The organism is Pseudomonas sp. GW822-FHT03F04 (assembly GCF_058801405.1).
Genome location: NZ_JBXANF010000001.1, coordinates 363,007 through 375,710 on the forward strand (window position 1 = coordinate 363,007; position 12,704 = coordinate 375,710).

At 57.8% G+C, this 12,704-nt stretch carries 13 protein-coding genes and 1 pseudogene; 7 read left to right on the forward strand and 7 right to left on the reverse strand.

Going from position 1 to position 12,704, the window contains the following annotated elements:
* The first annotated feature begins 55 nt into the window (after positions 1-55).
* Positions 56-661, forward strand: a complete 606-nt coding sequence (locus tag AC1RMX_RS01685; RefSeq protein WP_096817414.1) for a 5-formyltetrahydrofolate cyclo-ligase — start codon at positions 56-58, stop codon at positions 659-661.
* Positions 662-698: 37 nt separating this feature from the next.
* Here the strand turns inward: AC1RMX_RS01685 and AC1RMX_RS01690 are convergent, their stop codons facing one another.
* Positions 699-854 (reverse strand): hypothetical protein, encoded by a 156-nt coding sequence (locus AC1RMX_RS01690; protein WP_007911192.1) that lies wholly within the window; start codon positions 852-854, stop codon positions 699-701.
* Between the two features lie 197 nt (positions 855-1,051).
* On the opposite strand from AC1RMX_RS01690, the gene AC1RMX_RS01695 reads away from it, so the two are divergent.
* Positions 1,052-1,501 carry an EVE domain-containing protein gene (locus AC1RMX_RS01695; protein ID WP_096817412.1) on the forward strand — a complete coding sequence of 150 codons (450 nt, stop codon included), beginning with the start codon at positions 1,052-1,054 and terminating at the stop codon, positions 1,499-1,501.
* A 46-nt stretch (positions 1,502-1,547) separates the two neighbouring features.
* Here AC1RMX_RS01695 and AC1RMX_RS01700 read toward each other — a convergent pair whose 3' ends face one another.
* Complete coding sequence (locus AC1RMX_RS01700; RefSeq protein ID WP_065259922.1) at positions 1,548-1,955, reverse strand: flagellar basal body-associated protein FliL; 408 nt, start codon at positions 1,953-1,955, stop codon at positions 1,548-1,550.
* A gap of 150 nt (positions 1,956-2,105) precedes the next feature.
* Between AC1RMX_RS01700 and AC1RMX_RS01705 the strand changes: the two genes are divergently transcribed.
* The 3 genes and pseudogenes from AC1RMX_RS01705 to AC1RMX_RS01715 all read left to right on the forward strand — a co-directional run bounded on the left by AC1RMX_RS01705 (position 2,106) and on the right by AC1RMX_RS01715 (position 5,676).
* On the forward strand, positions 2,106-3,083 hold the full coding sequence (locus AC1RMX_RS01705; RefSeq protein WP_096817411.1) for an NADPH:quinone oxidoreductase family protein: 978 nt from the start codon (positions 2,106-2,108) through the stop codon (positions 3,081-3,083).
* A gap of 485 nt (positions 3,084-3,568) precedes the next feature.
* A pseudogene (locus tag AC1RMX_RS01710) lies at positions 3,569-5,404 on the forward strand (S-type pyocin domain-containing protein).
* Positions 5,401-5,676, forward strand: coding sequence for a bacteriocin immunity protein (locus AC1RMX_RS01715; protein WP_096817408.1), 276 nt, complete (start codon positions 5,401-5,403; stop codon positions 5,674-5,676). Before AC1RMX_RS01710 ends, AC1RMX_RS01715 begins: the two are co-directional and overlap by 4 nt.
* 50 nt (positions 5,677-5,726) lie before the next feature.
* On the opposite strand, the gene AC1RMX_RS01720 is transcribed toward AC1RMX_RS01715, so the two are convergent.
* Together AC1RMX_RS01720 and AC1RMX_RS01725 are read right to left on the reverse strand one after the other, a co-directional pair.
* Positions 5,727-6,341: an energy transducer TonB gene (locus AC1RMX_RS01720; RefSeq protein ID WP_493070200.1), complete on the reverse strand. Its 615-nt coding sequence runs from the start codon at positions 6,339-6,341 to the stop codon at positions 5,727-5,729.
* A 173-nt stretch (positions 6,342-6,514) separates the two neighbouring features.
* Positions 6,515-7,147, reverse strand: a complete 633-nt coding sequence (locus AC1RMX_RS01725) for a flagellar basal body-associated protein FliL (protein WP_096817404.1) — start codon at positions 7,145-7,147, stop codon at positions 6,515-6,517.
* A 225-nt stretch (positions 7,148-7,372) separates the two neighbouring features.
* Here AC1RMX_RS01725 and glpT point away from each other — a divergent pair, with 225 nt between their 5' ends.
* Positions 7,373-8,722, forward strand: a complete 1,350-nt coding sequence (glpT, locus tag AC1RMX_RS01730) for a glycerol-3-phosphate transporter (protein ID WP_096817403.1) — start codon at positions 7,373-7,375, stop codon at positions 8,720-8,722.
* Here glpT and AC1RMX_RS01735 read toward each other — a convergent pair.
* Complete coding sequence (locus AC1RMX_RS01735) at positions 8,698-9,366, reverse strand: gamma-glutamylcyclotransferase (RefSeq protein WP_096817401.1); 669 nt, start codon at positions 9,364-9,366, stop codon at positions 8,698-8,700. The two genes, glpT and AC1RMX_RS01735, sit on opposite strands and share 25 nt — an antisense overlap.
* Before the next feature lie 355 nt (positions 9,367-9,721).
* On the opposite strand from AC1RMX_RS01735, the gene AC1RMX_RS01740 reads away from it, so the two are divergent.
* Positions 9,722-10,198 carry a sn-glycerol-3-phosphate transporter gene (locus tag AC1RMX_RS01740; RefSeq protein ID WP_493070203.1) on the forward strand — a complete coding sequence of 159 codons (477 nt, stop codon included), beginning with the start codon at positions 9,722-9,724 and terminating at the stop codon, positions 10,196-10,198.
* Positions 10,199-10,229: 31 nt separating this feature from the next.
* On the opposite strand, the gene AC1RMX_RS01745 is transcribed toward AC1RMX_RS01740, so the two are convergent.
* Positions 10,230-11,198, reverse strand: a complete 969-nt coding sequence (locus tag AC1RMX_RS01745) for a CDP-6-deoxy-delta-3,4-glucoseen reductase (RefSeq protein WP_192559260.1) — start codon at positions 11,196-11,198, stop codon at positions 10,230-10,232.
* Positions 11,198-12,664, reverse strand: a complete 1,467-nt coding sequence (gene ubiD, locus AC1RMX_RS01750; RefSeq protein WP_007951823.1) for a 4-hydroxy-3-polyprenylbenzoate decarboxylase — start codon at positions 12,662-12,664, stop codon at positions 11,198-11,200. Before ubiD ends, AC1RMX_RS01745 begins: the two co-directional genes overlap by 1 nt.
* Positions 12,665-12,704 lie beyond the last annotated feature (40 nt).

Below are 12,704 nucleotides of genomic sequence, written 5' to 3' on the forward strand. Positions count from 1 at the left end.
CGGCATCGGATTTTTTATGCGTACGTTTTCGTCCTCATCCTGCCGAAGCCGAACCATGACCGAACCCGCGTTGCTGCCCCGCCCCCAACTGCGCCGCCTGCTGCGCAAGGCCCGCCGCTCCCTGACGCCAAGTCAGCAACGCCAGGCCGCCGAAGGCCTGTACAAGCAGCTCGCGCAGGACCCGCAATTTCGCCGGGCCAGACACATTTCCCTGTACCTGCCCACCGACGGTGAAATCGACCCGCGCCTGCTGCTGCGCGCCGCCCAGCGACGAGGCAAGAAAACCTACTTGCCGGTGCTGAGCGCCTGGCCACGAACCAAAATGGTCTTTCAGCAGATTCGGCCCGGCGAAAAGCTGCGGCCCAACCGTTTCCGTATTCTTGAGCCCCGGGTCAATGTCGCCCGTCAGCGCAAGATCTGGGCACTGGATCTGGTGTTGTTGCCACTGGTGGGGTTTGACGATGTCGGCGGACGCCTGGGAATGGGCGGCGGATTCTACGACCGCAGCCTGGCGTATCTGGCCCGACGCCAGAACTGGCGCAAGCCGACGCTGTTGGGCCTGGCCCATGAATGTCAGAAAGTCGAACGACTGGCGCAGGCCAGCTGGGATGTACCGTTGCAGGGAACGGTGACCGACAAGGCGTGGTATTTCGCAGGGTAGACGCCGCGAGGGATTCAGCGGCGTCGGAAGGACGGTGTCAGCGTTTGAACGCTGTCGACTGCTGTACTTGTTGCGCCACTTCAATCGGAGCATCGGCCTTGTTGGCCCACAGACTTTGCGCATAACCGGTGGTCACGACGCCAAGACCAAACAAAATCACCAAAGTCCACAGCAAATCCGGTTTGCGTTTCATCGATTGCCCCCCTCAAGGCACATCATCACGATGACAGCAGCGGTTTCCATTCGTAGGCCGTGCAGCAGCGTCAAGCTTTAAAGGCCGGCATTTTGCGACAACGTGAACCTCTGCGCAAATGCTGGCGTCAACCGACTGTCGGTTTGTCATAAAATTGCCCGACAACCTGCCCAATGACCGTTTCAGGAGCACACACCATGGCCTATTGGCTGATGAAATCCGAGCCCGACGAACTTTCGATCAAGGGTCTGGAAAAACTCGGCAAAGCGCGCTGGGACGGGGTGCGCAACTATCAGGCGCGCAATTTCCTGCGGGCCATGGCGGTGGGGGATGAGTTCTTTTTCTATCACTCCAGCTGCCCGGAGCCGGGCATTGCCGGAATCGGAAAGATTATCGAGGCGGCCTACCCCGACCCGACGGCACTCGAGCCCGAGAGCCACTACTACGATCCGAAAGCCACGCCAGAGAAAAACGCCTGGAGTGCGATCGATGTCGCCCATGTCGAGACGTTTGCCCGGGTATTGAAGCTGGATTACCTGAAACAGCAGACCGCCCTGGCCGAAATGCCACTGGTGCAGAAGGGTTCGCGGCTGTCGGTGATGCCGGTGACGGCCGAGCAGTGGGCGGCGGTTATTGCGTTGCGCTAATGCGCCTGTGCAGGAGCCGGCAAACCGGCTCATGCACATTCCAGTCTTACTGAATGATCAGGTTGTTGAACAACAGATCCTCGACCACCGGCTTGCCGGTCTCGTCATTCATCACTTGCTGGGTCTGCTTCAAGGCTTCCTGACGCAGTTTTTCCTTGCCTTCGATGCTGCCCATCGCATCGGTGGTCTGCTGGGTGAACAGCGCCACCAACTGATTGCGGATCAGCGGCTCGTTGGCCTTGACCAGTTTGGTCGCCTCGTCACCGGTCACCCGCAACGCCACGTCGGCCTTGTAGACCTTGAGCTTCGGCGTGCCGTCCAGCCCGTAGTTGCCCACGAACGGCGGGCTCAGGGTGATGTAGTTGACCTTCGGCGCCTCGCCTTCTTTGGCTTCTTCGGCCAGCGCTGCCACAGGCAGAGACAGGGCCAGCAACAACATGATCCACGCTTTCACAATTCGCTCCTTATCCGGTTTGCGGCCTAGCATAACGACCCGCCGCGCAAGCACAAGCTTATGGCGGACTATCAGGGCCGGGCATGCTCGTTGACCCGTTGACTGCCACACCTACACTTATCGGCCATCACTCCCAAAGGAATAGCCCTGATGAAAGCCGTGCTGTGCAAAGCCTTCGGCCCTGCCGAATCGCTGGTGCTGGAAGACGTCGCCAGTCCTGTCGCCAAGAAGAATGAAATCCTGCTGGACGTGCACGCCGCCGGGGTCAACTTCCCGGACACGCTGATCATCGAGGGCAAGTACCAGTTCAAGCCGCCCTTCCCGTTTTCCCCGGGTGGTGAAGCCTCCGGCGTGGTCAGCTCGGTAGGTGAGAAAGTCAGTCATTTGAAGGTCGGTGACCGGGTCATGGCCCTGACCGGCTGGGGCAGCTTCGCCGAGCAGGTCGCCGTGCCGGGCTATAACGTGTTGCCGATTCCGCCGTCGATGGACTTCAACACCGCCGCCGCGTTCAGCATGACCTACGGCACTTCGATGCACGCGCTCAAGCAACGCGGCAACCTGCAACCGGGCGAAACCCTGCTGGTACTCGGCGCCTCCGGCGGCGTTGGCCTGGCCGCCGTGGAGATCGGCAAAGCCATGGGCGCCCGGGTGATCGCGGCCGCCAGCAGCGCCGAGAAGCTTGCCGTGGCCAAGGCCGCCGGTGCCGACGAACTGATCAACTACAGCGAAACCAGCCTCAAGGACGAAATCAAGCGCCTGACCGACGGCCAGGGCGCCGACGTGATCTACGACCCGGTCGGCGGCGACCTGTTCGACCAGGCCATCCGCGCCATCGCCTGGAATGGCCGCCTGCTGGTGGTCGGCTTCGCCAGCGGACGCATCCCCGAACTGCCGGTCAACCTTGCGTTACTCAAGGGCGCGGCCGTGCTCGGCGTGTTCTGGGGCTCCTTCGCCCAACGCCAGCCACAGGACAACGCAGCGAACTTCCAGCAACTGTTCGGCTGGTTTGCCGAGGGCAAGTTGAAACCGCTGGTGTCGCAGGTGTATCCGCTGAGCGAGGCGGCGCAGGCGATCAATGATCTCGGGCAGCGCAAGGCTGTGGGCAAGGTTGTGGTGCAGGTGCGCTGAAAGACTTTCATGAACAAAGCCGGGGGCATTAGCACAATAAACCCGGCCTCCTCAACTACTTTTTAAATTCCAACAACCAATAAAATCAATTAAGAAGTGGTAACTATATACCGCAGGAATTTCAGCAGATCACAGTAGTTTTATCTCATACAGACACAAGGAGTAACTGTATGAGCGATGAAAACTGGCGACCCGGCCAGCAAGTACTTTTAGATACCACTGAAGTTAACCCATACAAAACCCCAACTTCAGTTGCCGACGGCGGTGGATACGGCGGAGCGAGACCCGGTTATCGAGTAAATGCCGCAACCGCGCAGCAGGCACTGAAAGTCCGTACCAACCTAGACAGCGAACACCATCAAAAACTTTCCATAACACCAGCAACTATCAATTCAGAATTGATAAATAACGGAGCAACGAGCGCTGACACTAACCCACCCTCTGATATTGCTACTATTCAACATGAGAAAAACATCGTAATTCGGATGATTCAGCAAAAAAACGAAAACCTGCAACGTAGTGTCGTCGAAGCTAACAGCTTCTATGGGAGCGACCCCCACAATAAATCCCTGCAAGAATATATAAACACGTTCAACAGCAACCTAATAGGAAACGAGAGGGCGCCCGGAGAGGTGCACAGACAGTGGAAGAAATCGTATATCGCGGGCTATTCCGTCAGAGTGTATGCAGAGTCGATTCGTATCCTCACACACAGAGCTCACCAGCTAGATAGCGCGTTCGCAGCTGCGCAGGCTCGTCAACATGCGGCACACCAAGCGGCAGTTCAACAGGCCACGGCGGCACGAGCGGCTGCTGAACAAGCAGCACGAGCAGAGGCGGTGCGTGCTGCTGCCGAACAAGCAGCGCGAGCAGAGGCGGTGCGTGCTGCTGCCGAACAAGCGGCACAGGAACAAGCCAGGCGACGCGAAGCGGAGAAGCAGATTGAAGAACAGAGAGCACACAGGGCCGCTTCTGAAGTTGCAGACCGGTTCGATGCTGTGCTTAAACAGCTGACGGTAAATAAGCCAGAGACCTCAAGTGAAAAACTTCAACGATTAAAGGAAACACATCAAAAGCTGTATGCCGCACATGTCGAAGCATCAAAAGCCGAGCGCGCATTCAAAGACTTCTACAATTTTCAAAGACGGAAAAGACGCTGGAAAACAATTAAGGACACACAAAAAGAAATTAGCGAGCTAACACACCAGATAAAGAATAGTACAAAGATAAAACCGCCCGCTGTTGACGGCACTGTTACATCTGCCTACCCCCTGGTAGTCAGCTCTGACGGACTAATCGCGGGGTTCGAAGGCTCGCCTCTTACGTTAGACAAGGCGCTCGACACTCTCAGCGCCCTACGCGGGGCAATTTCCGCTGGGCCAGTCAGTACGTTTCTAGCTTCAGTTTTTTATACGCCGACACTCGGCAACGGCGAACTGCAGCGCAGCCCGTTGATTCTTACGATCCCTTTATCACAACTCGCCCACAACGATGAGCGTGTAGCACTTCCTGGACTGGCCGAGGCCAACTGGCTCCCTACCCGCGCGGTATCGTCGGTTAAGGGAGAGCACACGCAGCTCTATTTACGTTCAGCTGATCCAGGTCAAACGGTCAGAGTCAGGCAAGCAAAGTTTAATCGCTCGGACAATCTCTACACCTTCACGACCGAGGGTTTGTTCCCGATCACGTTGACCTGGACGCCCAAGACGCCTCCTGGAGACGACATCCCCTCAACCACTGAATTGCCCGCAACCGATTCTGGAACCAGAATTTATCCCGGAGCCCGCGTTACCCAGATTGAAGGCCGGCTAGACGAGCACCCTGCCTGTGAAATAGACGACCCTGATGACTATATCCTGACGTTTCCCATCGAGTCGGGAATCGAATCCATCTACATGATGGCCACTCGCGGTGGCCCTCGGTATGAGCCAGGGACGGCTACAGGCAAGGGGCAAGAGGTCGGCGAAAATTGGCTGGGTGGCGCAACACAATCAAGTGGCTCCCCTGTCCCTGCACAGATTGCGGATCAGCTACGTGGTCAGGACTTCAGGAATTTTGACAGATTCAGGGAAAAATTTTGGAGGGCGATTGCATCTGATAGCTCGCTGAGCGGGCAGTTTGGCAATGTTGATCTTGAAGAGATGTGAAATGGCGCAGCACCTTATACCGACCTAAATGACAATGTCGGTGGCAGAGAAAAATATGAAATACACCATAAGCAAAGAATTGCTGATGAAGGCGCGGTGTATGATGTGGACAACTTGACTGTCTTGACCCCAAAAGCACATATAGAACTGCACAAAAGTGGTATACAACAATGATCCTTAAAGACAAGCTGGAAGATTATACGGAAGCTGAATTTCTAGCTTTCTTAGAAGGTTTTTATAAAAATACAACTGGGCTGTCAGGTGATGCGTATAGCGCTTACTCATCTGAGCGCATGCGCCACTTTGAGAAGATAACTGAACACCCTCGTCAGCGCATGGTTCTAACTCGCCCAATAAATGGCCGAGAAGATAGTCCAAAAGGTGCATTGGACGAAATCAAAGAATGGCGCCAAGCAAACGGCAAGCCTGGGTTCAAAGCTGAATAATTCATCAGCCAGACAGTGTCACACCTACAGCGACACTGCCTGGCTTTTTACTAAAGCAATTCGCGAATATCCTCCGGCAACAAATTCACATACCGACTATTCGGGCTTTTTCCGCAGCGATCAATAATGTAGCGGACACGCTCATTGAGTTTGGCAATCAAGCCCAGTCGACGCTCGTCCGAAAGCTGAGCTGTATAAACCACGCTGGATAAATACGCCCGCGTGTAATGGAAGACTGGCAAGTGAACCCAAGAAGAAACCGGACGGCGAATAGCGTATTGGTGGAGATCGACACATCGCACTCTGCGCAGCCATTGGTTTGCGTGAATCGGTGAATCAATATCCAGTCGAAAAACCATGGGGGCGATGACTTCCCGTTCTGCGGGTTTGCCCGCCTCTACGGTCCATGGCCTGAATCGCCATTGCCGCAGGGCATCAGTGACCGCTTCGGAAAAGTCAGGATGTTCACTTTCCAGAATGCCGATGTCACTCACCGAGCCATCTGCATTGGCGGTGAAGCGGACACGAACCTCACCCATAACCCCCGCCTTGGCAAGTTCGCGAGGATAAACCGGGCCCGGATTATTGTCGGGGATCAACACCACCTCTGCTGCTTCTACAGCACCAAGAAACGCCAATAGAAACAGAGCAAAAAACCACCGCATGACCCACCCCTTCAAGCTGAAATGCCGAATCGGCAACAGCACAAAGACTACGGAGCAATGGCGTTCAACTGAATGGCGCAACTTCTGCTTTGGATGCAGGACATTGCCTAAGCTGCGACGGGAAATCGGGCGAAAGCGCTGCGTAAACAGTCGCAGGTAACTTTTCTGACGGACTACTCTCTCTGACTGTCGTCCCCGGCATCGCCCGGCAACAGATGTTCCTGAACCTTCCGGCTGCGGGCCTTGATGAGGTGGCCCTCTTCATCGAAGCGCAGGACGATCAACCAGTCGTAGACTTCGTCCGGCCATTTTTTCTGGCCCATCAGGGCCGTGCTGTCACCGCCGAATGCTTGAATCAGGTGGTTGATATGGCCGTGATGCCAGGCGATCAGGATCGTCGGCGCCTGATTGCTCTTGCGCAGCAGCTTGACCAGTTCGTGGGCATCGTTATTGATGTAAGGCTGTTCGACAGACAGGCCCAGGCGTTCGGCCAGCGGGGTCAACGTCAGGCGTGAGCGGGAACTCACCGGGCTGTCGCCAGCGGCAATCAGTCGCTCCGGAGTCAGTGTCTGGCCATCCAGCTTCAACGGATTGAAATAGTCCACATAGGCTTGAGCCCGTTGCTCGCCACGGGCATTGAGTACTGTCCCCTCAGTCGGCTTTTCCGCATGGCGAATGATCAGCACCGTGGCATTGCGCAAACCGGACTGGGCAGGGTGATCGGCGTAAATCAATGTCAGCACCGCAACGACAATGACCGTCGCTGCCAATAATCGGCGCATCAGCATGCGAACCTTCAAAGCCATCATTCATCTCTGTTGATCAGTCGGTCGACGGATCGCGAGTCTAAGCCACCCCATGTTCACAAGTGGTGAAAACGCCCTGTTCTTACAGCAGAGCGACAGGTTCGTAAAAGAACGTGCGACTTCCAACATTTTCCGCTGTTTTGCCGATGCGAACCGGTGCTATTTTCGGTAACGAAACTGTAACATTCGCATCCGCAGTCAAAACAAGAAATTTGGAGCTCTTGAATGTTTGCTTTCTTTCGACCTGCCGCACATCAGGCTCCATTGCCTGAAGAAAAAATAGACAGTACTTACCGACGCCTGCGTTGGCAGATCTTCGCCGGTATCTTCTTTGGCTACGCGGGTTACTACCTGCTGCGCAAAAACTTCTCCCTGGCCATGCCGTACCTGATCGACGAGGGTTATACCCGTGGCGAGCTGGGTCTGGCGATGTCGGCCATCGCAATCGCCTACGGTCTTTCCAAGTTCCTGATGGGCCTGGTCTCCGACCGCTCCAACCCGCGCTACTTCCTGCCATTCGGCCTGCTGGTTTCGGCGGGGGTGATGTTCATTTTCGGTTTCGCGCCTTGGGCAACGTCCAGCGTGACCATGATGTTCATCCTGCTGTTCATCAACGGCTGGGCCCAGGGCATGGGCTGGCCGCCGAGCGGACGGACCATGGTGCACTGGTGGTCGCAGAAGGAACGCGGTGGCGTGGTGTCCGTGTGGAACGTGGCGCACAACGTCGGTGGCGGTCTGATCGGCCCGCTGTTCCTGATCGGCATGGGCCTGTTCAACGACTGGCATTCGGCGTTCTATGTGCCGGCGGCGGTAGCCCTGGCGGTGGCGGCGTTTGCCTTCATCACCATGCGTGACACCCCGCAATCGGTCGGCCTGCCGCCGATCGAGAAGTACAAGAACGATTACCCGGAAGGCTACGACGCCAGCCACGAAGACGAATTCAGCGCCAAGGAAATCTTCGTCAAATACGTGCTGCGCAACAAAATGCTCTGGTACATCGCCCTGGCCAACGTCTTCGTCTACCTGTTGCGCTACGGCGTACTGGACTGGGCGCCGACCTACCTCAAGGAAGCCAAGCACTTCGACGTCGACAAGACTTCGTGGGCGTACTTCTTCTATGAGTGGGCGGGTATTCCGGGCACGCTGCTGTGCGGCTGGATGTCGGACAAGATCTTCCGTGGCAACCGTGGCCTGACCGGCATGGTGTTCATGGCCCTGGTGACCGTGGCGACCCTGGTTTACTGGCTGAACCCGGCCGGCAACCCGACCGTCGACATGATCGCGCTGTTCTCGATCGGCTTCCTGATCTACGGCCCGGTGATGCTGATCGGTCTGCAGGCGCTGGAGCTGGCGCCGAAGAAAGCCGCCGGTACTGCGGCGGGCTTCACCGGCCTGTTCGGTTATCTGGGTGGTTCGGTCGCGGCCAGTGCAGCGATGGGCTACACCGTGGACCACTTCGGTTGGGATGGCGGTTTCGTGCTGCTGGTGGGCGCTTGCCTGCTGTCGATGGCCTTCCTGGCGCCGACCCTGTGGCACAAGCAAGTCGCCAGTCAGAGCCGCGAAGCAGTCGCCTGATCGGTTTTTGACTTACAGCGTTTGAGCCGCGCCTCCAGATTCCGGTCTGGCATGGCGTGGCTGCGCAGGGCGTGAGCGGTCTGCTCGACATAATCGCGAGTCGTGCCGTAACGCCCGCAAGCGCTTTCGAACACCTGGCTCAGCACATGATCCGGCAGATTGCCGGCATAGCTGGGCAGGTGTCGTTCCAAGACAAATCCCAACGCCTGTACCTGGCTGCCATCTTCAAGACGGCAGTTGAGCCAGTGTGGCCGATAGGACGGGAACGGCATCTCGCGTTTCCACAGCGCATACAGCGCACTGTCGAGGTTGTCTTCCGGCAACCGATAGGCGAAGCCGCTGCACGAGCCGCCGCGATCCAGACCGAACACCAGCCCCGGCATTTCCGGTGTGCCGCGATGTTCGTGGGACCACAGGTACAAACCGCGATGGTAGCCATGCACCCGCCCGCGCACCCGCTCCACCGCCGAACATTCCGGCCGCCAGATCAACGAACCATACGCGAACAACCACACCGGCCCACCCTTGTGGCGTGCCATGGTCGATTGCATGGAAGCGAGAAGTTGTTCGTGAGTCAGCTGCGGCCCCAGGTCGAGCCGCGGAGGGTAAGCCAGATTCAGAAAAGCAGATTCAATGGCTGTCATGACGGAAGTATTCGGCCCCGCAAGTATTACAAGATGTAAGCACAATTCGCTTGATAGAACATATAGCAGTAACTGTAAAACGAAAAGTGCTAAAGGATGTATGACACCTTTGATAGCGCTAATTCGGGGTTATCCGCGAGGGCTATCTTGTTTGATATAGCCTAATACCATTGCGCAGATATCTTAAATACCCGAATGAAATATCGATAAGCCTTCGCTTCGTTCAGGTTTCGTTCATGAAGTCCCGGGATTTTTCCTACTAAAATTTCGGACTTTCCATATTTACCGTCGCTGAACGCCTACGTACAACGGCTTTCCTCTGGCGCAAGCCAACCCGTTCAACCGAGGCTGCACGATGAACACACCAAGGCTTTTTGCCGCACTTTTATTGATTCAGACCGGCCAGGCACTGGCCGCCGATGATTCGCAAGAGGACAAGGGTTTCTGGTATGCACAGACCAGTGTCTATACCAAACATTACTCACCCGACCCCGAACACAATAATCATCAGGACTTGATCGGCATTGAACGCAATCAGGCTTCCGGCTGGGTATTTGGCGGGGCAACTTTCCGCAACTCGTTCCGCCAGCGCTCCAATTACGCCTATGCCGGCAAACGCTTCGACAGTGCCGATTATCCGGTGTACGTGAAACTCACCGGTGGGTTGCTGCAGGGTTATCGGGGTGACTACAAGGACAAGATCCCGCTCAATCACTTCGGCGTTGCACCGGTGATCATCCCGTCCGTCGGCACCCATTACGGCCCGCTGGCCGCCGAGCTGGTCTTTCTCGGCGCCAACGCGGCCATGGTGACGACGGGCGTGCGGTTCTAGGAAGGCTCAGCCGAGGGCTCAGTCGCGCGGCTCAAGAGCGCGGCGCATATGCAAACACATCGGCGCGCATCTGGTGGGCGTCCATCCCGGCTTCCACCAGCGCATCCAGCGTGCCGTAGACCATCGCCGGCGAACCACTGGCATAGACGTGCAAGGGTTTCAGATCCGGAAAGTCCTCGCACACCGCCTCATGCAACATCCCGCAGCGCCCTTCCCAGCCGCATTGGTCGCTGACGACCTTGTGCAGGAACAGGTTGGGCAGCTTCAGCCATTCGTCCCAATGTTCGATTTCATAGAAATCTTCCGGACGACGCACGCCCCAGTACAAATGCACCGGATGTTTGAAGCCGTTGGCCCGGCAATGTTCGATCAGGCTGTGAATCTGGCCCATGCCGGTGCCGGCGGCGATCAGCACCAGCGGCCCGTCGGGCAATTCCGCGAGGTGGGTGTCGCCGAACGGCAGTTCGACCCGCACCATCGAATTGCGCTGCAGTTGCTCGATCAGGCTCAGGGCACTGGCTTCGCGCGCCAGCACGTGGATTTCCAGGTCTCGCCCGCCGTGGGGCGCCGAGGCCATGGAAAAGGCTGACTTCTCGCCGCTCTCGCGCTCGATCATCAGGTACTGGCCCGCGTGATAACGCGGCGGCTTGCCGGCCGGCGCCCGCAGGCGCACGCGCCAGGTATCGCCACCGACGTCCCGGCATTCGATGACCTGACACGACAGGCTGCGCACCGGCAGTTCTCCCAGCGCGAGCACGCCATCCCACAGCAGGATGCAGTCTTCCAGCGGCTCCGCTATGCAAGTGTAGAACTCGCCGTGGTCATGCACCTTGCCGGCCTGTTCGACCCGGCCTTCCACCAGCAGCGCTGCGCACACGTGACAATTGCCGTTGCGGCAGCTTTGCGGGCATTCGTAGCCCAGGCGCCGCGCACCATCGAGAATCCGCTCTCCGGGCCGTATCTCGAGCACCGCTCCGGAGGGCTGCAGGGTTACACGCATCAATCTATTCCTAACTGATTCCAGATGGCATCGATCCGTTGGGTGACGGCATCATCTTTGACGATGACGCGGCCCCACTCGCGAGTGGTTTCGCCCGGCCACTTGTGGGTGGCATCCAGGCCCATCTTCGAGCCAAGACCCGACACCGGCGAGGCGAAGTCGAGGTAGTCGATCGGCGTGTTGTCGATCATCACCGTGTCGCGCTTGGGGTCCATGCGCGTGGTGATGGCCCAGATCACGTCGTTCCAGTCCCGCGCGTTGATATCGTCGTCGGTGACGATAACGAACTTGGTGTACATGAACTGTCGCAAAAACGACCAGACACCCAGCATCACGCGCTTGGCGTGGCCCGGATACGACTTCTTCATCGTCACCACGGCCATGCGGTACGAGCAGCCTTCCGGCGGCAGGTAGAAGTCGGTGATTTCCGGGAACTGTTTCTGCAGGATCGGCACGAACACTTCGTTCAGCGCCACGCCGAGGATCGCCGGCTCATCCGGCGGACGGCCGGTGTAGGTGCTGTGGTAGATCGGTTTGATCCGGTGGGTGATACGCTCGACGGTGAACACCGGGAAGCTGTCGACTTCGTTGTAGTAACCGGTGTGGTCGCCGTACGGGCCTTCGTCGGCCATCTCGCCCGGATGGATTACGCCTTCAAGGATGATTTCGGCCGTGGCCGGCACTTGCAGGTCGTTGCCACGGCACTTCACCAATTCTGTGCGGCTGTCGCGCAACAGGCCGGCGAAGGCGTATTCGGAGAGGCTGTCCGGCACCGGGGTGACGGCGCCGAGAATGGTTGCAGGATCCGCGCCGAGGGCCACGGACACCGGGAACGGCTGGCCCGGATGTTTCTCGCACCACTCACGAAAATCCAGCGCGCCACCCCGGTGGCTGAGCCAGCGCATGATGACCTTGTTGCGGCCGATCACTTGCTGACGGTAGATGCCGAGGTTCTGCCGATCCTTGTTAGGACCTTTGGTGACGGTCAGGCCCCAGGTGATCAGCGGCGCCACGTCGCCCGGCCAGCAGGTCTGCACCGGCAGCATCGCCAAGTCGACGTCATCACCTTCGATGACCACTTCCTGGCACGGGGCATCTTTGACGACTTTCGGCGCCATCGCGATGATCTTGCGGAAGATCGGCAACTTCGACCACGCATCTTTCAAGCCCTTCGGCGGCTCCGGCTCCTTGAGGAACGCCAGTAGCTTGCCGATTTCGCGCAGCTCGCTGACCGACTCGGCGCCCATGCCCATGGCGACCCGCTCGGGCGTGCCGAACAGGTTGCCGAGCACCGGAATGTCATAGCCGGTCGGTTTCTCGAACAGCAGCGCCGGGCCCTTGGCCCGCAGTGTGCGGTCGCACACTTCGGTCATCTCCAGCACCGGCGAGACGGGAATCTGGATGCGTTTCAACTCTCCGCGCTGCTCAAGCTGCTGCACGAAATCCCGAAGATCCTTGAATTTCATTGACGATGGCACCCTCAAAATAGGCGTACATCCTACCTGC

Bases quoted from the DNA above. Each gene is read 5' to 3' on its own strand.
- AC1RMX_RS01685 (WP_096817414.1), top strand. From the start codon at position 56: ATGACCGAACCCGCGTTGCTGCCCCGCCCCCAACTGCGCCGCCTGCTG.
- AC1RMX_RS01735 (WP_096817401.1), bottom strand. From the start codon at position 9,366: ATGACAGCCATTGAATCTGCTTTTCTGAATCTGGCTTACCCTCCGCGG.
- AC1RMX_RS01725 (WP_096817404.1), bottom strand. From the start codon at position 7,147: ATGGCTTTGAAGGTTCGCATGCTGATGCGCCGATTATTGGCAGCGACG.
- AC1RMX_RS01705 (WP_096817411.1), top strand. From the start codon at position 2,106: ATGAAAGCCGTGCTGTGCAAAGCCTTCGGCCCTGCCGAATCGCTGGTG.
- AC1RMX_RS01695 (WP_096817412.1), top strand. From the start codon at position 1,052: ATGGCCTATTGGCTGATGAAATCCGAGCCCGACGAACTTTCGATCAAG.
- AC1RMX_RS01690 (WP_007911192.1), bottom strand. From the start codon at position 854: ATGAAACGCAAACCGGATTTGCTGTGGACTTTGGTGATTTTGTTTGGT.
- ubiD (WP_007951823.1), bottom strand. From the start codon at position 12,664: ATGAAATTCAAGGATCTTCGGGATTTCGTGCAGCAGCTTGAGCAGCGC.
- AC1RMX_RS01740 (WP_493070203.1), top strand. From the start codon at position 9,722: ATGAACACACCAAGGCTTTTTGCCGCACTTTTATTGATTCAGACCGGC.
- glpT (WP_096817403.1), top strand. From the start codon at position 7,373: ATGTTTGCTTTCTTTCGACCTGCCGCACATCAGGCTCCATTGCCTGAA.
- AC1RMX_RS01720 (WP_493070200.1), bottom strand. From the start codon at position 6,341: ATGCGGTGGTTTTTTGCTCTGTTTCTATTGGCGTTTCTTGGTGCTGTA.
- AC1RMX_RS01715 (WP_096817408.1), top strand. From the start codon at position 5,401: ATGATCCTTAAAGACAAGCTGGAAGATTATACGGAAGCTGAATTTCTA.
- AC1RMX_RS01745 (WP_192559260.1), bottom strand. From the start codon at position 11,198: ATGCGTGTAACCCTGCAGCCCTCCGGAGCGGTGCTCGAGATACGGCCC.